General features: G+C 62.5%; 15 protein-coding genes. 10 read left to right on the top strand and 5 right to left on the bottom strand.

Annotated elements, in window-relative coordinates:
- The 7 genes from LVJ94_01815 (at window position 1) to LVJ94_01785 (ending at window position 12,946) form a co-directional block, all read left to right on the top strand.
- Entirely contained in the window at window positions 1–1,734 is a 1,734-nt protein-coding gene (locus LVJ94_01815) for a DUF885 domain-containing protein (protein WXB06001.1), read from the top strand.
- Between the two features lie 257 nt (window positions 1,735–1,991).
- Entirely contained in the window at window positions 1,992–2,519 is a 528-nt protein-coding gene (locus tag LVJ94_01810) for a hypothetical protein (GenBank protein ID WXB06000.1), read from the top strand.
- A gap of 383 nt (window positions 2,520–2,902) precedes the next feature.
- Window positions 2,903–4,702 carry a hypothetical protein gene (locus LVJ94_01805; protein ID WXB05999.1) on the top strand — a complete coding sequence of 600 codons (1,800 nt, stop codon included), beginning with the start codon at window positions 2,903–2,905 and terminating at the stop codon, window positions 4,700–4,702.
- A complete protein-coding gene (locus LVJ94_01800; protein WXB05998.1) occupies window positions 4,699–6,807 on the top strand; it encodes a DUF853 family protein in 2,109 nt (702 codons plus the stop codon). Before LVJ94_01805 ends, LVJ94_01800 begins: the two co-directional genes overlap by 4 nt.
- Window positions 6,804–10,406 (top strand): SIR2 family protein, encoded by a 3,603-nt coding sequence (locus tag LVJ94_01795; GenBank protein WXB05997.1) that lies wholly within the window; start codon window positions 6,804–6,806, stop codon window positions 10,404–10,406. The genes LVJ94_01800 and LVJ94_01795 overlap by 4 nt, the downstream gene beginning before the upstream one ends.
- Before the next feature lie 45 nt (window positions 10,407–10,451).
- Window positions 10,452–11,657, top strand: coding sequence for an SGNH/GDSL hydrolase family protein (locus LVJ94_01790; protein ID WXB05996.1), 1,206 nt, complete (start codon window positions 10,452–10,454; stop codon window positions 11,655–11,657).
- 125 nt (window positions 11,658–11,782) lie between these two features.
- Entirely contained in the window at window positions 11,783–12,946 is a 1,164-nt protein-coding gene (locus tag LVJ94_01785) for a hypothetical protein (protein ID WXB05995.1), read from the top strand.
- A 13-nt stretch (window positions 12,947–12,959) separates the two neighbouring features.
- Here LVJ94_01785 and LVJ94_01780 read toward each other — a convergent pair whose 3' ends face one another.
- Window positions 12,960–13,598 (bottom strand): TetR/AcrR family transcriptional regulator, encoded by a 639-nt coding sequence (locus tag LVJ94_01780; GenBank protein ID WXB05994.1) that lies wholly within the window; start codon window positions 13,596–13,598, stop codon window positions 12,960–12,962.
- 62 nt (window positions 13,599–13,660) lie between these two features.
- Here LVJ94_01780 and LVJ94_01775 point away from each other — a divergent pair, with 62 nt between their 5' ends.
- Window positions 13,661–15,187, top strand: coding sequence for an FAD-dependent monooxygenase (locus LVJ94_01775; protein WXB05993.1), 1,527 nt, complete (start codon window positions 13,661–13,663; stop codon window positions 15,185–15,187).
- On the opposite strand, the gene LVJ94_01770 is transcribed toward LVJ94_01775, so the two are convergent.
- The 4 genes from LVJ94_01770 to LVJ94_01755 all read right to left on the bottom strand — a co-directional run bounded on the left by LVJ94_01770 (window position 15,174) and on the right by LVJ94_01755 (window position 19,911).
- Window positions 15,174–16,310, bottom strand: coding sequence for a DUF2236 domain-containing protein (locus tag LVJ94_01770; GenBank protein WXB05992.1), 1,137 nt, complete (start codon window positions 16,308–16,310; stop codon window positions 15,174–15,176). The two genes, LVJ94_01775 and LVJ94_01770, sit on opposite strands and share 14 nt — an antisense overlap.
- A gap of 40 nt (window positions 16,311–16,350) precedes the next feature.
- Window positions 16,351–17,400: a polyprenyl synthetase family protein gene (locus LVJ94_01765; protein ID WXB05991.1), complete on the bottom strand. Its 1,050-nt coding sequence runs from the start codon at window positions 17,398–17,400 to the stop codon at window positions 16,351–16,353.
- Window positions 17,390–17,614 (bottom strand): hypothetical protein, encoded by a 225-nt coding sequence (locus LVJ94_01760; protein ID WXB05990.1) that lies wholly within the window; start codon window positions 17,612–17,614, stop codon window positions 17,390–17,392. The genes LVJ94_01765 and LVJ94_01760 overlap by 11 nt, the downstream gene beginning before the upstream one ends.
- 191 nt (window positions 17,615–17,805) lie before the next feature.
- Window positions 17,806–19,911 carry a peptidase M13 gene (locus LVJ94_01755; protein ID WXB05989.1) on the bottom strand — a complete coding sequence of 702 codons (2,106 nt, stop codon included), beginning with the start codon at window positions 19,909–19,911 and terminating at the stop codon, window positions 17,806–17,808.
- Window positions 19,912–20,401: 490 nt separating this feature from the next.
- Here LVJ94_01755 and LVJ94_01750 point away from each other — a divergent pair, with 490 nt between their 5' ends.
- The gene (locus LVJ94_01750; GenBank protein ID WXB05988.1) at window positions 20,402–20,974 is read left to right on the top strand and encodes a cysteine dioxygenase family protein; all 573 of its coding nucleotides are present in this window, start codon (window positions 20,402–20,404) and stop codon (window positions 20,972–20,974) included.
- Between the two features lie 97 nt (window positions 20,975–21,071).
- The gene (locus LVJ94_01745) at window positions 21,072–21,656 is read left to right on the top strand and encodes a cysteine dioxygenase family protein (protein ID WXB05987.1); all 585 of its coding nucleotides are present in this window, start codon (window positions 21,072–21,074) and stop codon (window positions 21,654–21,656) included.
- The last annotated feature ends 1 nt before the right edge of the window (window position 21,657 follow it).

The following is a 21,657-nucleotide window of genomic DNA, read 5'->3' as shown; positions in this document are numbered from 1 at the left end:
ATGCCGGATGCGGACGAATTGCAGGCTCTGATGCTGCGCGAATGGCAGTACCAGCTCGAACGAAGCCCCGTATTCACGTCGCTGATGATGGGCGACCGGCGATGGAACGATCGCTGGGACGATCGGAGCGCCGAAGGGCTCGAGGGGGATCATCGGCACAACGTCGATGTGCTGGAGCGCTTGCAACGGATCGATCGGGCGCGGCTCGGGGCCGGGGATCGGTTGAATCACGATTTGATGCGGCGGGACTACGAAACATGGCGCGACGAATATACTTGCAAACTGCACTTATTGTCGACGAGCCATTTGGGGTGGCTGCCGGAGTACATTCGGCAGTTCCCCGCCGTGGCGACGGCGTCGCAATTGGCGTCCGAGCTGCGTTTCGAGATGAGCCGCGACTACGAAGATTGGATTCTGCGGCTCGAGCGATTTCCTGAGTATGTAAAGCAGGTGGTCGCGCGGATGCGGGAAGGCGTGCGCGAGGGAGTCGTTCACCCTCGCGCCGTCGTGATGCGTATTCCGGCGCAGATCGAGAAACTGTTGGTGGACGATGCGACGCGAAGTGCGTTCTATTCGCCGTTCACGCGATTTCCGGCGGGGGTGCCGGAGGGGGATCGAGGGCGACTGGCTGCCGCGGCGGAGCGGGCGATTTCGAAGGGGGTACTTCCAGCACTGCGCCAATTTTTGGAGTTCGTGACCGGCGAATACGTGCCCGCCTCGCCCGAAACGGTGGGCTTATGGCAATATGCGCGCGGCGAGGAAACGTACGCGTTCCTGGCGCGCAAATTCACGACGACCCGATTGACGCCGAACGAGATTCACGAAGTGGGCCTGGCGGAGGTCGAGCGGCTTCGGGCGGAGATGGAGGCGGTCAAGGCAAAGGTGGGGTTCGCCGGCTCCTTGCCGGCGTTCTTCGAATTTCTACGCCATGACCCGCGATTCTATTTCAAAACGGGCACCGAGCTCGTGGAGCAATACCGCAATCTGGCCAAGCGCATCGATCCTTTGTTGGTGAAGCTATTTCGTACGCTCCAGCGGCAGCCGTATGGCGTCGAGCCCACCCCCGAAGCGATGGCTCCGAACGCCACGACCGGCTTCTATGTCCATGGCGCCGCCGACGGTTCGCGTGCCGGTATTTTTCTGGTCAATTCGTACAAGCCGGAAACGCGCCCGCGCTGGCAAATGGTGCCGCTCACGCTGCACGAGGCCGTTCCCGGACACCATTTGCAGGTGAGCCTCGCGGCCGAGCTAGAGGGCATTCCCGATTTGCGCCGCTATGGTCGCCAAACGGCCTACACCGAAGGCTGGGCCCTTTATTGCGAAACCTTGGGCGACGAACTCGGGTTGTACGACGACCCTTACGACAAGTTCGGGCAACTCGCGTTCGACATGTGGCGCGCCATCCGGCTCGTCGTCGACACCGGATTGCACGCGAAGCAATGGCCGCGTCAACGCGCCATCGACTACTCATTGGCGAATTCGCCTCAGGCGGAATACGAGATTGCCAACGAGGTCGACCGATACATCGCTCAGCCAGGCCAAGCCTTGGCGTACAAAATCGGCCAATTGAAATTCCGCGAACTGCGCACCCGCGCCGAACGCACATTGGGCAATCGCTTCGATGTACGCGCGTTCCATGATCTCGTGTTGCTCGGCGGGCCGACGCCATTGGACATGCTGGAGGGGCAGGTCGATGACTGGGTGCAACGGATGCAGCATATGGGTCAGGAGTGACCTCGCTGAGGTGAACCTGCGTCGGCGTCGGCCAAGTGCGTTATGAAGTTGCGTAAAAAACGGGCAGAGAGCCAATTGGACATCGCGCGCAATGCCGACGTGGGTTCACATTTGCGGGCCGGCAACGACTATTTGGAGTCGTTTAAGGATCTCAATTTGCATTGCCTGAACCGGCGTCGATTTTAAAGCAACTTGCAAAGGTCCATTCAATTTCGTGCCGCCGCGCGCCTATGGCTTGGTGATAACGTTGTTCGATTATGGGGCGAGCGACGGCGAGTGTGGGGGCGAAGAGTAAGAAGAAGGCACCGAAGAAGGGGGAACCTAAGGAGAAGAAACCGCGGGTAACAGCGGCGACTGTCTCGAAGCAGGTCGAGGAGCTAGGGAACGAGCTCGAAAAACAAATCAAGGCGCTGAAAATGCTGCTCGAGGAGGCATTGGCACCCAGACCAACGCTGCTCGCGCAAAGCTCCTTCGAGGACGACGAAGCTAACGGAGAAACGCCGAAAGCAGCCGACGCCTCGAGGTTCGATTCGGATCTACTACGGGTTCTCGCGGACCTCGATCGACGCGGACGGCACGATGGCTTGGTCCCGATCCCCGAAGTGCGCGAAGCGTTTCTGGTGCGCGGATGGTCGCGACGAACCTTCGACGACCGCCTGCTCCAGGCGGAGCGGGACTTCGTCGTCGACTTGAAGACCGCCGACGATCCAAAGCGACTCGCCGAGCCGGAATTGTCCATTCGGGAGCGAGGGCGCGGTCACCTTCAGTTCGTGGTGGCCCGATGAAGACGATCTGGAAGAAGGAATCGAACGGGGCGCCACCGGTCGAGAATGCGGCTCGGTTCGAGGAAATCCTCGCCGCGTCGCCAAGCCCGTTCTCTGATGCCGTGTTGCCCAACGCCTTTCGGGAGACGCCAGACGTCCCGACCATCCATGCAGCCGTAAGGCAACGTTGCTTCGAGCTCGTGCATGATGCACGCGAGGCCGGACGCACCTCAATTTTGGCCATCAACGGGGACGCCGGAGAGGGCAAGACTCACCTCATTGCGTGGCTGCGACGTCAATCCGAGGAGGGTTGGCGCCGGAACACACAAACGGGTCGTTTTGCACTCACCGTCATTCCACCTATTCGGTCACTTACTCGAGCGTACCACCACATCCTGCAAGAGGTGATTCGGCAGCTCTCGATCCGGCTGGCCGGAAACATCCATATCGACGAACGCACCGACACCCCCATTGAGATCCTCATTTGGCGCGCGCTCCTGAAGATCGCCAGGATTCTTGTAGCCCACAAGGGTGCCTCCCCCGAGCTTCGTGCGCGCCTGGAAGAGGTGACGAGCGCAAATCCCGATAGATATCTATCGTCTTGTGTCGACCTGCTCAAACTCGTGTGGCCGACCGTCGAAAGGCCATTCGTCGACGCTGCGCTTCACCTCGCCGATCTCTCCACCATCGATCGCGAAGTTTTTCGCGTAGTCGCGCGATTCCCGCGTGGAGACGAGCCCGAACGAACGGCGATCGTCGACTGGTTAGGAGGCGCGAGCCTCTCCTCCGAGCGTCTCGAGGCACTTGGTACTTCGCTCGTCCTCGACGATGAGGCGGACGCCGCACGCGGGCTCAAAACACTTCTCGCCCTAGCGAGCTTGGCCGGCACCCCCGTCGCACTGGCGTTCGATCAGATCGAGGGAACGATCCGCCTCGGTCCCGACGCAGTCTCGACGTTTCTCGAGGTCATCTCGAGCCTCTACAACGACGTTCCCGGCACGGTGCTTCTCGTCTTCTGCCAAACGATGTATTGGCCCACCCTTCGGGAGCAGGTCTCTCTACACGTCCGGGATCGACTCGAGGACACCCCCCGAGTGATCCTGAAGGGCCTCACGAAAGAGGAGGCGCTCCTCATCGTCGAAACGCGGATGAAGCACTTCTGGGACAGTGTCGCGGAGCGGCCGAGCGATCCGCTCTTTCCGCTGTCACGCGAGCAGGTCCTCACTCACGTGACGGACGGAAATCTTCGCACGCCACGCGCTGTGGTGCGCTACTTCCAAGCGCTCCTCCGAGAGCCGCCGCCAAGGGGTGGAGTACCGCGAAACCCATCGGTCGACGTGAAACCCGAGGATATCGTTCGACGGAAGCTCGACACACTTCTGGCCGAGGAGAAAGGAATCACCAGGCCGCCCGACCTACGCGCCGAGATCGCACAAGCGGTAACGCACGACGTATTCAAGCAAGCGCTAACGTCGAGACGAAAAATCAGGGAAGCCCTCGTGGAGGAAGTATCTCTCCATCGTGCACGGCGCTCGACCATCGACGGAGTGCGCATCGTTTTGTCCCGCGACGGCGAACGCAAGCGAGTGTACCTCGAGAGCTCCAACAGCCAGCACGGCAATTCGGCGGCGTCGACGATGAGGCGATTCGCCGATGTGCTTGAGACGAATCAGGCCGACATGGCCATGCTGCTGCGGGAGGAGGCTTTTCCGCTTCCTCCGGCCGCGCAAAAAGCCTTGGCCAAGTTGACCCCTCGCGGAACGGTACTCCGGTTCGCGGAGGGAGAAGTCGCCACGCTCGCAGCGATCGAATCGCTGCTCAATGCGGCGGCTGCGGGGGACGTGCCGGTCGACAGAAAGACGGCGCTCAACCTTGCCGTCGAGCAGCTCGAGCCGAACCTTGCTCTCGAAAGCCGGATCGTGGATAGCGCCTTCCCCACCCAGCCGGATGAGGCCCCCATTACGCTCCGCGAAGAACTGCCCGAGGATGAATCCGACGAACGCCACTTGGCTGCCATCCTCGAGCACCTCCGGACCAAGCGTGCCTTCGAGCCGGCGGCGCACCTTGCCTCGACGCTTGGGATGAGCGTTGAAAATGTGCATGCAGCCCTCCACGTGCTTGCGACGCGCGAGCTCGTCGAGGTGGTGGCCGACCGCAATCGATCTCCCGTGGCCCTTCTTCGACCAGAGGCTTTGTCCCTATGAGCGAAAATACCCTCTCGGTCTCCGACGTCGTGACCGCAGCGCGGTGCCCGCGCCAACTCGTGCTCGCGCAGCAAGGGCATCGCGTGGTACCGCATGGTGCCGATACCTTCGGGCAAGCTGCGCAAGCGGCGCTCGTTGCCATCGCAACCGAAGCAGGCAAGAACAAGGAACTCCTCGCCCTTGTCAAGCAAGCGGCGCCCGAGCCGCGCACCGTCGAATACACGCTGTTTCGATTGGGATTGGGCGAGGTGTACGCCCACGCCAAACGGGCGGCGAGCCGGGTAGACGGTGAAGACCTCGGGCGATTTTCAGACGCCGTGCGCGAGATCGCTCAGCGACTCACGCCACACGTCGTGAAGGCAGGCGGGGCTGCATTCGCGGAGGCAGAGAAGACCGCCGAAATTCCGCTCGATGGCACCACCATTCAAGGTGCAGTCGACTTGCTATGCCGCTCCGCGGGTCAGACATGGATCTGGGATCTCAAGACGTACACTGGTACCGAGCAGGCCAAGCTCGAGCAAATGCGACTCTATGGAATCGCGTTTGCGGCGAAAGACAAGGCGGCTCGGCTCGCGCTCGTGCATGTGGTGGATGAACGCATCCAGGTTGATTCGGTCGCGGCGCCGGAGAAAGAGGATGTCGAGAATCTGCAAAAGCTCACACGGAGTATGCGCACATGGCTCGACGGCGAGCCGCCGCCCGCCGCGCGCGATCAGGACACGTGCCGCGATTGCCCGGCGCGAGAGGCGTGCTGGCGCACGTGGGGACGGACGCTGACCGACGAAGTCGACGTGGTGAAGCCGCCAACGCGACCACCGCCACCGCCGCCGTCGGAAGACCCGAAAGACAACCTTTCCGCACAGCCAGCCCTGGATCTCAAGCCGTTATGGATCGGGGCCGTGCCCAACAAGGATCCGGCGCGACTCGAGCCGCACGAGCTCGTGCGCCACGTGGCCGTCTTCGGTGCATCGGGCTCCGGAAAGACGTACCTGGCCAAGTCGATTGTCGAAGAAGCGGTTCTCGCAGGGATTCCAGTGCTCGCGTTCGACGTGCAAGGCGACATCTTGACGCTCGCCAAGCCGCTCGACGACGCGACCATCGACCCAACCTTGCGAACGCGGCGGGATCGATACGTCGAGCAGGCCGAGTTCCGCCTCCTGACGCCGATGAGCGACGCGGGATTGCGAATCTCGCTCAACCCGTTGCGCTTCCCGGCGCGGGATATGCCGCTCGAAGAGAGCACGGTTTATTCGGAAGCCGTGACCGAGAACCTGCTCGCACATGTGAAGCTTCCACCCGGGTGGCGGGACAACGCCAGCGCCTACCTGGCCGAGCGAATTCGCCTGGCCATGAAAAAGGTGGATTCGCTCGCGATCGACGACCTCATTGCCGGCATTGCCGAGGACGAAGACCTCGACAATCCGCTGCTCGACGACAAGCAACGAGACCGACTCGTAAAGGCACTTCGGCTGCTCACCATGGGCTCCAAAGACCTGCTCTTCAAACTGGGAAAGCCACTGGATCTCGACGCACTGCTCAAACCAAGCGTGCCCGGGAAGACACCGCTCAATGTCCTCTGGCTGAACGGTCTCGGGGACCAGCAGAACAAAGAGAGCTTCGTCGCGATGGTTCTCGCGGACGTCTATGGTTGGATGCTGCGCCAACGTGGTGGAGCGACACCACGCGTTCTCCTCTACTTCGATGAAATTGGCCCCTACATGCCGCCACACGGCGAACCGCCTTCGAAGAAGCTTTTGAAACGCATCTTCAAGGAAGGCCGAAAGTACGGCGTGTGCGGCTTGTTCTGCACGCAGAACTTCACCGACGTCGATTACAAGGTCGTTTCCCAAGCCAACACGGTGGCCATTGGACGCCTGAACGCTGCGCAGGAGAAGAGGAAAGCCGCGGACACGCTCGGCTCCCCACCGAATTTCAACGTGGGAGGCGCCGTGGACAAACTGATGAACTCTCCAACGGGTCGATTCATCGTCCGACGCCTGAACGAACCTCCCCACTGGCTCCAAGGCCGAACGCTCATGACCCTGCACGGTCCCACCTGGGGTGAGGACGAAATTCGCGCTCACAACACGGGAAGCCTCGAATGAGTCCACGCGAAGCGCTTCTCAACAAGCTACGAAAGACGTTGGAAAGGCCGGACACGGTTCTCCTCGTGGGCTCCGGCGCTTCCTGCGCGGCTGGTCTGCCGGGATGGGGCAAATTCCTGAGAAACCTTGCCACGTTCGTTCAGGAATGTGGAGAGAACGCCGAGATCGTCCTAGATGAAATCGGCAAGGTGCCGGACGAAATCACCGGAGATCCACTACTTGCCGCCAGTTACGCGGTTACACAGCTAAATCCACGTGATTTCGGGCAGTTCATACGCGAGCAGTGCAAGGTGGAAAGCGTTCAACCCGCTGAAATTCATCGTACGCTCGTCAGGCTAGGGCCAACGTGCTTCATTACCACGAACTACGATCAACTCATCGAGCGCGCCCTCGTCGAGTATAAACCGAACGACCGCCCGCGAGTCGTGACGAACCGTCAACCTCTTGAGGTTGCGGATATCATCACCGCGCAGGCGCGCAATTTCATCTTCAAGTACCACGGCGACGTCATGGATGCTGAGAGCATCGTCCTATCGCGCGAACACTATCGAAAAATGCTCGGGGAGCTCTCTCACGTCTTCACGGGCATCAAAAGCATTCTTGCGACGCGGCCGATGGTGTTGATCGGATTTGGCTTGCGCGACCCCGACTTCCTCCTTCTCAAGGACACGCTTGCCGCGACGCTGTCCGGGCATGCGGGCGAGCACTACGCAATCATGTGCGGCTTCGATGAGGCTAAACGTCGTTATTGGAAGCAAAATTACAACATCGATATTATTAGCTACGAGAACCCGGATGGAAGGCATGCAGAGCTCCTCTCGCTCCTGAAAGGACTTCGGCAAGTTCCGTCCGTTCAGACACCCCCCGCAGCGTCTTCGAGCGACGAGCAACGACTCAAGCTCCTGCGACTTGCGGCACGCATGAAGGAGCTGCGTCCGCAGAACGCCCTCGAGCTCCCGCTCAAAGTCCGCCCCCGAACCTCGCGCACGGCAAAGTCGTTTTCCAATGCGACGAAGACCCTCGGGACCCTGCCCGAACTCCTGCGAACGCATGCGAAAAGCTTCGTGCTCACCGGAGATCCCGGCAGCGGGAAATCCTTTGCGCTGAAATCGTACGCCGCAGATATGGGCACGGCATTGAATGCGGCTTGCCTGGACGAATCGGCCGACATCGAGCAAAAGCCCATCGCGCTCTACATCGACCTTGCGTCTTACGCAGGCGACCTGCGCGCACTCTTGCAAGAGCAGCTCCCCACCGGATTGCTCTTGGACGATCTCCTGAAAACCCGGCCATGCACCGTCCTGCTCGACGCCGTCAACGAGATCCCCCGTGAATCCCAAGAAGACTGGGAGCGCGACATTCTCACGTTCGTCAATGCGCCCAATACGAAAGATTGCCGTCTCGTCTTGAGCGTGCGCGATGGACACTCCATGGCGCGGCTCAATCTGCCCGTGTATACGGTGGACGGCATCGAAGAGTCGTTCGTCGTGGCGCATTTTCGCGGGAGGCGGCTGCCGACGATTTTCGACCATGGCGAGATGGTGAACCTATTCACCAAGCCGTCGTTTTTCTCGCTCGCGTACAATCGCATCATCGACATCGACCGCGTCGTGACGGCAAAGGACGTCTATGCGGCCCTGTTTCAACACGTCAATACGCGGTGGGCGGCGACGCATCCGGCGCGGCTCGACTTCGTGCCCCTGCTATCCGGTATTGCCTTCGAGGCCATTAGCTCGGGGCGCGAATACATCCCGGTCGAGGATATTCGCGAGCGCTGTGCGCACGGGCGTGCGAACCTCCGTGGGGACGATGCCATCGATTTTCTCATGGCCGAGGGCATCCTCCTCGTTCGACCGGGACTACGCGTCACCTTCTTTCATCAATCGGTAACCGAATTCCTAGCGGCCGTCGAAATTGCCAATCGCTACCGGCAATCGAGCGAAATCATCGAAGAAATCCTGCGCGACCGGCGATGGGACCATGCCACCCTCTTTGCCTTGAGTTCCCTCCCCCGCGATGCGGCGGCGGTGCTCTTCGCACGCATCGTGTCGGTGGACATCGTTTTGGCGTTGCGGGCCACCCAATTCCTTCGCGACGGCCGGAATGGCATGATTGCGTCCGTCCTCAAAGAAGTGTCCCTCTGCGCGAAGGCATGGGCTGCGGACAATGACCTGGAGCACATGCTCGACGTGGCGGACGCGTTGGCAAGCCTCCATGTCGGGCCGGAGCATCAGCGAGAGTTGGAGGGCCTCGCGCGACGAGGCGGCCCGTTGGGTGGTGTGGCCGCGGGCCTATCGTTCAAAATGACCTCCGACGAGAGTGCCATCGTCGGCTTGCTGAATGGATTCGACGACGATTATGGATTCATCACCTCGTTGGTCGGCACCGTTCGCGATCATGCCAATTACCCCTTCGTGCATGCGCTCATCTATTGGGTTCGCGAAAATTACCTCCCCAATGCCAGCCGGGGCCGGCGCCGGCTCGATGGCATTTCGCGCGTCGGGGAGCTCATTCAGGTTCTTCCTTCGCGCGAAGCCGAAAAGCTCGTCCTCGAATTCATCGACGCCGAAGGGTACGTGCGCGAAGCGCTCTACGAAGGATTGAAAGCGTGGGACGGCGCGTTTGCACGCAAGCACCTCATGCAGCTCATCAAGCGCGGATCGTACGATGCCGCATGGGCGTTGCACACGAACCTGACCTATTACGCCTATCAGGCCTTGCCCGCGGAATTCGAGGTCGATACGACATTCGCGGATGCCATCGTCTCGGGGACGGCGGACGAGAGCGCAGGGCATTGGGCATTGCACGTGTGCAAGTCGCTCACGAGCAAGAATCCGCAGTGGCGTGATGCGCTCCGGCAAAGTGCCGAAGCGCGGACGACATCTTTCGGGCGGATGCTTCTCGAAGTCTACATCGACGACGACGAGGAACGCGTCAAACGCACCCTCACGGAGCTCGTGGCCTCGTCGCATCGATTGACCGACAGCCAACGCCTTGCCCTCGGAAGAAGCCAGCCGTGGCGCTCTCGCCCGCCCGAGGCGGGCTTCGCCATCCTCCTCACCGAAAATTGCCGCATGTCCGAGGGCGTGCTCTCCGCATTGGGCGGCGGGATCGACCGCACGTCGGTGCGGCCGTTTTCGCATCGCCCGTTCCCTTGGTGGCTCGAGTGGATGGAGCGCTGCGAGAACGCCAACGACGAACTGCACCGCACGTGCGCACACCGCATCGGGGCCTTCCTCGCCAAGTCCGATTGGACGATGAATCGCATCATTTTGCAGCAATTCAATCGGGCCGACATTTCCGAATCCACGTTTCGCATGATTGGCAAACACATCGTCCCGCGCATGGCCGACGTCTCGACGCTGTCGCTCTCCGACACCGCGTTGCGCCGGTTGCTCGACAGCATCGGGACGCCGACCTACGACGACGAGATGGGGCGGCCGCTTCTCGGCCTCTTGGCGACCGAGAACTTCGTGATTCATCAATTGCTGCCACTCTGGATTCGCGAGGACCAAACCAAGAGTGCGCGGCCGCACCTCGCGCGGATTCTCGAGGTCGCCGGGCGAAGGCACGGTAGGCGCTACGGGATATCCGCGTAACGTTTTGGCTCGAACGCGGGGCGAAAGGCGAGTAAGACGATCTCGATGAAACGAACGTCGCTCCTTGCACTATTGGCCATTGTCTGCACGCTGGATACCGGTGTCGTTTCGGCATCCGCCGAGCCGGCTGCCGGCCATCGCGTGGCCGTGTGGGCACCGAGCATGACCACCGGCGGCCCGGCGTTCAACCATCAGACGATCCGCATGGTCGCCCACACCAGCACCGGGGGTGCGGGACTGCGCATCCATCTTTCGAATTTGCGCGGCACCATTCCGCTATCCGTGGGCGCGGTGAGCATCGGTTTGCAGGAGCAGGGCGCCACGGCGGTGGCGGGCTCCCTTCGCACGGTGCGATTTCGCGCACGGGAAAGCGTCACCCTCGCCGCCGGCACCGAAGTGATCAGCGATCCCATCCCCATGGCGGTCGACACCGAGCAGAATGTGCTCGTGAGCGTGTACCTCCCGGATCCCACGGGCTCGGCAACGCTTCACTCCTCCGCCTTCGAGACCACGTACCTGTCCGGCGATGGCGATCACAGCACCGAAGAGGGCGCGTCGAGCTATGGCACCACGCGCACGTCTTGGTATTTCCTCTCGGGGCTGGACGTCCTTCCGTTCCAGGCTCGCGGCACGGTCGTAGCTTTTGGCGACTCGATCACCGACGGCTCCAGCACCCCCACCGGCGCCAACCGCCGCTGGCCGGACGATCTCGCACGCCGGCTCGCCGGGGACCATCCGATGGCCGTGGTGAACTCCGGAATTGGCGGCAACCGCGTCCTCACGGATTCGCCCAACCTCCGGCAAGGGATCCGCGCCCTCGCTCGGTTCGACCACGATGCCCTGGCCGTTCCCGGCGTGCGCGACATCATTCTCATGGAGGGCATCAACGACATTGGCAACAACGCCGGCCCCAATGGCTCTCCCATCACGGCGCCCGCCTTGATTGACGGATACCTCACCTTGATTGCCAAGGCCCACGCCGCGGGCGTCCGCATCCTCGGCGGCACGATGCTGCCCTACAAAGGCGCGCGCTATTACAGCGACACGGGGGAACTCGTCCGGCAAGAGGCGAATGCCTGGATCCGCACCAGTGGCGCGTTCGACGGCATCATCGATTTCGATGCAGCCATTCGGGATCCGCAAGATCCCGCGGTCATGCAATCGCGCTTCGATTCGGGGGATCATTTGCACCCGAATGCGACCGGTATGCAGGCCATGGCCGACGCCGTCGATCTCGCCTTGTTGCAGTAGCGCGGGCTCCTCAGCCTGCCTCGCGCCATGCGGGTGAGAACCAAAGTTTCACGTTGCACGTGATGCGCTGAGTCGCATAGTTCGCCGCAACCGGACGCCCCATGGAGCGGCGTCGAAGGAAGAACGTGAAATCGATTTACCATGCATGGGTAGCGGCGTTCGCGCTCGCGGCAGCCGCTTGCGGATCTGCGTCCGAAGACGCCAATGATGTTTCGACGGAAGATGCACTCGCCGGGGAGTTCCGGCTCGAAGGCTTCGACGAGACCTTCATCGCGGGCGACGATCTCGGAAAGCTCGCCGTCTTCCACGTCGGCAGCACGTTCTCCAAAAAGGAGATTGCCACGCCGGCCGAGGAAATGCCCTTGGCCATGCGCACGCGCGGGTCGAAGTTCTATCTCCTCTATTCAGGGGGCCGGCTCCTCGTGGTGAATGCCAGCACGGCAGCACTCGATGAGACGATCTCCTTGCCGGTCACCGATCCGGCGGATTTCGAGTTTGCCAGCGATACGGCGGTCTACGTTTCCGAGAAGCAGCAGGCGAAGGTCGTTCGAATCGATCTTCCCACGCGCAAGGTAAAGGCCACCATCGACCTTGGCTCGTTCAAGAACGCCGGCGGCTCGGTGGAGCCGCGCCGCCTTTACCGCACGGGCAACGTGCTCTTCGCCCAGGTGGCACGCACCAAGGCCAATCAGCGCGCCGACCAGGGGGCCGTGGCCGTGGTGGACACGCGCTCCAATGCCGTGACGAAAAAGATCGAGCTGGAGTTTCCCAAGGCCGATGGCGCCGGCAAACATTCTGGCCTCGAGCCCGATCTGCCCATGGTGCTCGACACGAAGCGCAATCTGCTCTTGGTCACCGCCATTGGCGTGCGCCCGCAAGACACCGGGATGCTCTTTCGCATCGACACGAAGGGCCTCGCGGTGCGAGACGTCAAAGAAGCCCAAAGCGGCTTTCAGGGCGCGGTCTCGTTCCGTGCACCTTACAGCGATCTGTTCATCATCTACCATACGAGCACGCCGACGACGTCGACCCACCTCTTCTCGGCCCAGGTCAAAGCCGACGGCACCATCGAGGATCGCTCCGGCTCCTTGGTCGATGCCTTCGACGGGATGGATGCCGTGGACATGAACGCCAAAGGCACCCTCGTGGCACTGGCCAATACGTGCATCACCGGCTTCTGCGCCAAGGGCGCGGGCATGAACTTCGTCGACGTGAAGACGCGCAAGGTCCTACCGAAGCTCCTGGCCCGCGAAATGGGCTTCGAGCCGACGTTCGTGCTCTTCCGCTGATTCACATCGACGTTCACCCGTAGGGCGTGCCCTTCGTGCCATTTCGAACGATGGCCAGGGCGCGCTCGAGTCGTTTAAAGAACGTGGCACGCACCTTGGGCTCCGCATCACCCCGGCGCTGGCGGCGCAGGGCCTCGGCGTAGGCGAGAATCCAGCCCGTCAGCACGCCGCCGGCGAGGATGCGCGCGGCCGGGTCGTCCTTCCGCGCCCCCGCCGCGTCGGCGAGCATGGCGGCGAGATCGGCTTCGAACTCGTCCCGCATCTCCCGCGCCCGCGCGCGCAGGGCGGGGCTGGCCTCGACCGTGCTCCAGAATTGCGAAACACCGTCGGTGAACTTGGCGAACGGATGCTCGCCGTCGACCAGCTCGCGCGCCAGATCGCAGAGAACGGTGAGAGGCGATTGCCCGCGCGCGCGCCGGGCGAGGGCATTGCATGCGACATCGCGCATCTCCTGCTCGCGGTCGAAGAAGAGGTCTTCCTTGCGCGGGAAGTAGTTGAACACGGTGACCTTGGAGACGTTGGCCATCTCGGCGATCTCGGCGATGGTCACCGCGTCGAAACCCCGCTCGATGAAAAGCGCCGTGGCCACGTCGGAGATGAGCTGACGTGTTTCACGCTTTTTTCTCGCCCGAAGGCCGTCGTCCTCTGCCACGAGAGAAATGTTAACGCGACTTAAAATTTGATCCAATAAAATATTTTATTAGACTCAAGTTCATGCAAAACGAGACGGTAGACGTCGCCATCGCGGGCGCAGGGCCTGCGGGACTTCTTTTGGCCATCGAGCTGGTGCTCGGGGGCGCTTCGGTGGTCGTGCTCGAGCGCCTCGCGGCACCGGATGAGACCATCAAGGCCGGTGCCGTGGGGGCGCTGGCCGGCGAAGCGCTCGAACGCCGAGGATTCGGCCCGGACATGGATGCCGAAGAGCGTACGATGCTCGAGGCCTTCCGTGCGATGGCCAAGAGCACCGGCCCCGCGGGCGAGGAGATGGCGAAGAAGATTGGAAAGATCGGCGGGCACTTCGCCGGGCTCTTTCTCATCGACCAAACGAGACAGCGCGAACCGCACCGCCGCTTCCGCGGGATCCGGCAGCAGCCGCTCGAGCGCATGCTCGGAGATCGTGTGCGGGCCATGGGCATCGAGGTGCGCCGCGGGCACGAGCTCACCGATTTCCACGACGATGGGCAAGGTGTGCAGCTCCAGGTGCGCACGCCGGAGGGCGCTCGCGTGCTGCGTTGCGCGTACCTCGTGGGATGCGACGGCGGTCGCAGCGTCGTGCGCAAGCGCGCGGGCTTCGAGTTTCCCGGCACCGATCCGACCATCACGGGGCACCAGGCCATCGTGGAACTGGATCACCCGGAGCGACTGTTGCCACTCGGCTGGCGACGCACCCCCGTCGGGATGCTCGCCTTTGGTCCGGTTCCGGGCCGCATCTTCGTCGTTCAGTTCGAAGGCCCGCCGCCCGATCGCGATGCGCCCATCACGCGCGACGAGGTCGAGGGCGCCCTGCGGCGCGTGAGCGGGGCCGACGTGCGCATCACCTCCATGTCCACGGCAACGCGCTTCACCGACAACGCGCGGCAAGCCACGGAGTATCGCCGCGGACGCGTGCTGCTCGCCGGCGATGCCGCACACGTGCACTCACCCTTCGGGGGCCAGGGACTCAACCTAGGTCTGCTCGACGCGGTGAACTTGGGATGGAAGCTCGCCGCCACGCTGCGCGGCTGGGCCCCCGCCGGCATACTCGACACGTACACCGCCGAGCGCCACGGCGTGGCCGCGGCCGTCCTCGAGAACACGCGCGCGCAGATCGCACTGATGCGCCCCGACGTCTTCACCACGGCCCTGCGCAACGTCGTGACGGGTCTCATGGACCTCGACGAGGGCAATCGCTTCTTCGGCGATATGATGAGCGGCCTCCGCACGCGCTACGATTTCGGCAGCGACGATCCGCAGGTGGGAACGTACGTGGCCAATCTCGCCCTTGCCCAGCCTGACCGCGAAACGGGATTGTACTCGTGGATGCAGGAGGGCGGAGGCCTCCTCGTCGACGCCACCGGCGGCACGGCCAGCACAAGGTCCGCACCATGGTCTTCGCGTGTGCGCACGGTCCGTGTCGAGCGAGGAACCTCGCTGCTGATACGCCCCGACGGCTGCATCGCCTGGACGAGCGCCGAGTCGAATATGTCCGATCTGGACGCGGCGCTCGCGCGATGGTTCGGCGAGCCCGTTACTCCGGTATAGGTGGGGGTGGAACCCAGCGAGTTTTCGAACGAGAAGGCTTTACGCCATATTCACTTTTGAGCTCTTCAGGAATGGCGTAGTGCATAATTCGGCCACGGGTGAGCGCGCTCAACTCGAAATTCGTCGTAAGATTGCCGAGCCGATCGAGAATCCATTCGGCAAAAGGTCCGCTATCCTCGACACGTTCGATGGCATCGAGTGCCACGGGAACCATCCTGGCGATGGAATCCCAGTTGGAGCGCGGGACCTCCAGCCAATCGGCCACGGTGTTGCCCACGAGGTAACGGAGCAATGCGGGGACCAACGGATCGAAGAAGGTCCCCGGCACGACGTCCTCGTACATTTTGATCAGCTGCCGCGTAAGAAGCGCCCCCTCGTCCGAGGGCCCCATATGACGGGTCATGTAGAGATCCGAGAATACGCGCGCGGAGGTCAAATCGGGCGGGGTCGAGGCCACGTCACAGCCCATCATCGCACCGACGACTCGCCACGCGTAGTAATAGGCCTCGGCGCCTTCGGTGGTCATGTGGATCCCGAGGCGATGCATCGCATCGAGCACTTGGATCGAGAACATCATCTGGCCGCCGATCATGTCCTCCTGGCAGATGGGCGTGCCCAGGGTACGTTGGTCCCAACGGCCTTCTTGCCGCAGGTGGTGGCGTATGGACGCGTGAAGCAGCCGGACCTTTTGAACGGCCGGAATGAAGCGGCCTCCTGCTTCGAAGGCATCGGGACGCATCATGTAAACGGTAAACTGTCCCGTCCTGGCCATTCGCTGGTTGGGGTAGTTCAGTGAGTGCGTGGCGCTGAGCAGCTTGGCCACGTGAGGAATGACGTAACACGCCGGCATCGAGGCAAAGGACAAAGCCGTGGAGATGTGCACATTGTTGTCGACGAAAAACTGGCGGGCCTTCTCCATCTCTCCCCAATCGACCCATTCCGGCGGGACGCGCGTGGCCTCGAGATATTCACGCGCAGCCTCGGGCAGCCCTTCCGGAAGTTCTTGGCCCGACTCGTTGAACCACCGCATGAGGGTGTTGAACTTCTTCATTTCACCCCGGGTGAAGAGAGCATTCACGGTCGCGTCGGCGAGCTCGTCCCCCGAGAGGCGTAAAGCGTTCATGGACTCGTCTGTGCAATTCATGGGCGTGCCCCGCGATTTGTCATGATTCACGTGTAACGACGGCCGATACCAGACTCTGGAGCGCGCTGGACGCGTCCGATGGCAACCGCGTTCTCTCGATGGTGCGCACGGCGGCCGCGGCTCGCTCCTCGATCATGGACTCGACGTGCTGCCGCGCGCCAGAACGCTGCATGATTTCTCGAACCCTGTCGAGTTGCTCGAGGTCCAAAACACCGCGGCCGAGCAGGATTTCCAGCTCCTCCCGGTCGACGGGATGCGCCATCGACAACGCGATGGCGAGCACCGATGTTGGCTTGTATCCGATCAGATCGTCCTGATTTGACTTTCCAGTGCTCGTCGGACTGCCGAATACGCCGAGGAGATCGTCTCGAAGTTGAAATGCTTCTCCAAGCGGAATGGCATATGCCGTAAAGGCCGAGAGGAGCGCCTTCGATGCCCCGCCGAGCACACCACCAATGTGCAGCGGCCGCTCGACCGTATATTTGGCCGTCTTGAGCCGCACGATGTCGAGCACGCGATCCATTCGCGGCGGACGGGCCGTGCTCAATATTTCCAGGCATTCCCCGGCCACGAGCTCGCGGCTCATCACCGGCCATAAGGACTGCGTTCGCGCGAGGAAGGCCGAAGGCAATCCGCACGAGGTGAAGAGCTGTCCGGCCCAGGCCATCAAGAGGTCACCGACCAGCATGGCCAAACCAAGGGCATGACGCTTTGCCCGCCGGCCCGCGCCTGCTACGGTTGCCTCGAAAGCGACGTGCACCGTTGGAAGCCCCCGTCGGGTAGGGCTTTCGTCGATGATATCATCATGGACGATGGCGGCAGCGTGGACCAATTCCACGGCAGCCGCGGCGCGGATCATTTCTTCGCTGTCGTCTTGCCCTGCGGCCCTCCACCCCCAGTAGCAAAAAGCAGCGCGGAGGCGCTTGCCTCCTGATACGGCCGAGCGCAGCTGCGTGGCCATGGGGGCGAGGTCCTCGTCGATGGCGATCAGCTTCGAGGTTTCTTCTCGTGCGAAATCGTCCAGTGCGCGGTCGATCCTAGCCTTGAAGGCCTGCTGGTCATGCGCCATCGCGATTCTTGCGTGCGATGACCCGCTGGGCCAGGACCTCGAGATGAGGTTCGGGCGCGTTGCCGTATCGCTTGAGCGCCAGCTCGCCGCGCGCCCTCAGTTCCTCGTGCCCGTCGTGCACGAGCTCCTTGAGATCCGCACGCCCCAACAGCTTCCCGATCTGACGCGCACGTTGTGACAGTTGGGTTATCGCCAGATCGGCCAGACCTGCCAAAACCTGGACACCTGCAGCACGTCCATCCCCGACCGCTCCGTTCCGCTGCCCGTCCATGCAGCGCATTCTCGACGCGCGCGTGCTTGGGGTCAAGTCGTCGTAAACGGCTGGGTATCCGCAAATCACCGTTGTCGCAACACCAGCCCCCCCCGGCAAAGGCCGGGGGTTTCACGGGTGGCTGCGGCTGCGACTCACCAGATTTTCACGCGCTTCTCGGGTGGCAAATACAGAGCATCGTCGGATTTGACGTCGAAGGCTTTGTACCAGGCGTCGAGGTTGCGAACGACGCCGTTGACCCGATAGGTCGCCGGCGAGTGTGGGTCGGTGAGGACCTGGTTGCGGAGCGCCTGATCGCGGTAGAGGGCGCGCCACACTTGGGCCCAGCTCAGGAAGAAGCGCTGATCGCTGCTGTAACCGTCGAGCGCGGGCGCGGGCTTTCCTTCGAGAGAGAGCTGATATGCCTGGTATGCGACGGTGAGACCGCCCACGTCTCCGATGTTCTCGCCGAGCGTGAGCCGGCCATTCACCTTGATGCCGGGGAGCGGTTCGAATGCCGAGTACTGCTCGGCCAAAGCATCCGTGCGCTTCTTGAAGGCCTCGATATCGGCCTGGCTCCACCACGTGCGCAGCACGCCCTTCGCGTCCGACTTGGCGCCCTGGTCGTCGAAGCCGTGCCCCATTTCGTGGCCGATGACCCCGCCGATGCCGCCGTAGTTGACCGCGGGATCGGCCTCCGGGTCGAAGAACGGCGGCTGGAGGATCGCCGCCGGAAAGACGATTTCGTTGAACGTCGCATTGTAATAGGCATTCACCGTCTGCGGTGTCATGAACCATTCGTCGCGATCGCTCGGCTTGCCCAGCTTCGCCCGCTCGTATTCATGATGCCATACCTGGCTGCGACGCTTGTTCCCGAAGGCATCGCCCGCGGCGACTTGGAGTGCCGCGTAGTTTTTCCACTTCGTCGGATATCCAATCTTCGGGCGGAAGGTGGCCAGCTTCTCCAGCGCGACCTTCTTCGTCTCCGGGGTCATCCAGTCCACCGACTGAATCCGCGCCGCGTATCCCTTGCGCAGATTCTCGACGAGACGGTCCATCTCCGCCTTGGCCTTGGGCTGGAAGAAGCGGGCGACGTACAGCTCACCGACAGCGTCTCCCAGCGCGCCGTTGACGGCGCCCACGCCACGCTTCCAGCGTTCGCGCTGCTGCGGCTGGCCGTTGAGGGTGCGGCCGGTGAAGTCGAACACCTCGTCGTCGAGCTGGGTCGGCAGCACGTCGGCCGATGCCCTCAAGAAGTGGTACGTGAGGTACACCTTCCACGTGGGGACGGGGGTCGTGGGGAAAAGCTGCGCCAGCTTCACGACGGCGGTGTTCTCTGCCACGATCACGGACGGTTCGCTGCCGTAACCCTGCGCGTCGAGGTACACCTTCCACGGGAACTGCGGGGCTTCCTTTTGCAGCTCGGCAATCGTCCGCGGGTTGTAGGTCTTTTCGCGCTCCCGGCGCTCGGCGATGGGCCAGTGGCGCTCGGCAATCTGCGTCTCGAGCGCGAGGATCGCCTTGGCGTTGGCGGCGGCCTGCTTGTCACCGACCATCGCGAGCACCTTGGCGATGTGCGCCAGGTACTTCGTTCGGATTTCCTCGAACTGCTTATCCTTCTTTAGATAGAACTCGCGATCGGGCAAGCCGAGGCCGCCTTGGCTGACGCCGACGACGTAGCGATCGGGGTTCTTTTCGTCGAGGACGACCTCCATGTCGATCGGCGTCTTGACCGGGAGATCGGGCCGTCCCATCAGCTTGACGATGTCGGCGAGGGTCTTTGCTTTGGCGATCGCCTCGAGATCGGCCTTGGCGGGGGCGAACCCCTTCTTGTCGATGGCCGCGGTGTCCAGGTACGCCGCATAAAAGTCGCCGACTTTCTGCGCGTTGTCGCCCTTGGTCGACTTGGCCTGCGCCTGCTCGTCGAGAATCTTGCGCACATTGGCGTCGGCCTCTTCGCGAAGCTGGTCGAAAACGCCCCAGCGCGAGCGATCGGCGGGGATCTGCGTCTCTTTCGCCCAGCGACCTCCGGCAAAGGAGTAGAAGTCCTTGCCTGCCTTGATCGAGGGATCGGCTCCCGCCACATCGATGCCAAAGGTGCCCAGCTTGGGCTTTCCGCGTGGCGGCGCGGGCGGTGGCGCCGGCGTTGTCGCTTCGACGGGCTTGGCTGCGACGGCCGTCGCGGGAGGGGGTGCAGGGTCCGCGCACGAGGCCATGCAGGCGAGGGCCGAGAGACACAAAAACAAGCGATTCCGACTCATGAAACGACTCGTAGTCGGAGAAAGGGCGCGACGCAACGGCTACGCCCACGTCCCCGGCACACCCTCGCGCCGCACGGAACGTCCGTGTGGAGCAGCGAGCACGAACGGGAGACGCCCACCGTAGCGGTACTCGCCTTTGGCATCGAATTGCAAATTAATGCAACTCGTGAATAGTGATTTCATCCCGTACGAACGGCGGGTCCATCGATTTAAATGAGATTATCCAACGTGCGACGTGCCGCTATAACGCATAGCGTCGCCGCTCGCTTCGCGCCATCCGCGATAGCGGATCGATGTGGAGCATAACGGAGCAACGCGCGGAGCGCGCCCCTGCCGCGTATGCGCAAATCCTGCAGTGCGCAGGCTTCCATCCGCGATAGCGGATCGGTGTTGAGCATAACGGAGCAATGCACGAGAGAACACAGACCGACATTGCGTGGGCTCGTGCGGCGGGCATAAATGGGAATGTCTCGCGCAAGGTGCTAATTAAATGAACACATCTCATACGTCATGCGCCAAAAGGCTCATTGGAGCGCTCCAGGACGTCGTTCATGCTACGCCAACGGCGGCGGCCATCGCGAGTGGCGAGAGGGCGCGCCGTGTCGCGGGTGTGCTCGAATCCTTTCTCAGCCAGCCGGATTTGCTCAGCCCTGCGCAACTCGAGGCCGATCCGCGTTCGTACCGGCAGCATCTTTTGCACGTCGAGCCAGGGGGCGCCTTTTCGGTGGTCGCGCTGGTGTGGCTTCCCGGTCAGCAGACCCCCATTCATGATCACGTGTCATGGTGCGTCGTGGGAACGTACCGCGGACAAGAAGAAGAAGTGCGCTACGAGCTCGTGGGTGCAGGGGGCGACGCGTACCTCGTTCCGACGGGCTTCGCATTCACCCCCACCGGGACAGCGGCGTACCTGACACCACCGGGCGACATCCATGCGGTGCGCAACGGGACCGACGGCAAGGTCGTGTCCATTCATATTTACGGCGCCGACGTGTCCGCGTGCGGTGGCACGAGCATTCGCCGGCGTTACGACTTGCCCGTGCGTCCGGCCACGAATTGGCAGTAACGCCGGTGTGCGAGGGACCACGGACCGCCGTGCCCTCGCCACGGAAGCACTCGCACCCGAAGGGCATAGAAAGCGAGCGCCGCACGTAAGACAAGGAATGAATCGTTCTTATACCTTATGTGCCCAGCGGCTCATCGGAGCCCTCCGAGAAGCCGTTCACGCCACGCCACTTGCCGTCCCCGCCGCCGCCGCCATCGCCCACGGCGAGAGAGCGCGCCGCGTCGCCGGGGTACTCGAACCCTTTCTCGAGCAGCCTGATTTGCTCAGTCCCGCGCAACTCGAGGCCGATCCGCGCTCGTACCGGCAGCACCTTCTGCACGTGGAGCCAGGGGGCGCCTTTTCGGTGGTCGCGCTGGTATGGCTTCCGGGTCAGCAGACGGCGATTCATGATCACGTGTCATGGTGCGTCGTGGGAACGTACCGCGGACAAGAAGAAGAAGTGCGCTACGAGCTCGTGGGGACCGAGGGCGGCTCGTACCTCGTTCCAACGGATATCGCGTTCAGCCCTACGGGGGCCACGGCGTACCTGACCCCGCCCGGTGACATTCACGCGGTGCGCAACGCGACCAACGACAAAGTCGTGTCCATTCATATTTACGGGGCGGATGTGTCTGCGTGCGGTGGGACGAGCATTCGCCGCTGTTACGACTTGCCGGTACGAGCACCCGGCCATTGGCATTGAG

The organism is Sorangiineae bacterium MSr11367, assembly GCA_037157805.1.
Lineage (GTDB): Bacteria > Myxococcota_A > Polyangia > Polyangiales > Polyangiaceae > Pendulispora > Pendulispora rubella.
This window is presented reverse-complemented; position numbering and strand designations above follow the sequence as displayed.

Bases quoted from the DNA above. Each gene is read 5' to 3' on its own strand.
- LVJ94_01815 (WXB06001.1), top strand. From the start codon at position 1: ATGCCGGATGCGGACGAATTGCAGGCTCTGATGCTGCGCGAATGGCAG.
- LVJ94_01810 (WXB06000.1), top strand. From the start codon at position 1,992: ATGGGGCGAGCGACGGCGAGTGTGGGGGCGAAGAGTAAGAAGAAGGCA.
- LVJ94_01800 (WXB05998.1), top strand. From the start codon at position 4,699: ATGAGCGAAAATACCCTCTCGGTCTCCGACGTCGTGACCGCAGCGCGG.
- LVJ94_01795 (WXB05997.1), top strand. From the start codon at position 6,804: ATGAGTCCACGCGAAGCGCTTCTCAACAAGCTACGAAAGACGTTGGAA.
- LVJ94_01790 (WXB05996.1), top strand. From the start codon at position 10,452: ATGAAACGAACGTCGCTCCTTGCACTATTGGCCATTGTCTGCACGCTG.
- LVJ94_01775 (WXB05993.1), top strand. From the start codon at position 13,661: ATGCAAAACGAGACGGTAGACGTCGCCATCGCGGGCGCAGGGCCTGCG.
- LVJ94_01770 (WXB05992.1), bottom strand. From the start codon at position 16,310: ATGAACGCTTTACGCCTCTCGGGGGACGAGCTCGCCGACGCGACCGTG.
- LVJ94_01765 (WXB05991.1), bottom strand. From the start codon at position 17,400: ATGGCGCATGACCAGCAGGCCTTCAAGGCTAGGATCGACCGCGCACTG.
- LVJ94_01755 (WXB05989.1), bottom strand. From the start codon at position 19,911: ATGAGTCGGAATCGCTTGTTTTTGTGTCTCTCGGCCCTCGCCTGCATG.
- LVJ94_01750 (WXB05988.1), top strand. From the start codon at position 20,402: ATGAACACATCTCATACGTCATGCGCCAAAAGGCTCATTGGAGCGCTC.
- LVJ94_01745 (WXB05987.1), top strand. From the start codon at position 21,072: ATGAATCGTTCTTATACCTTATGTGCCCAGCGGCTCATCGGAGCCCTC.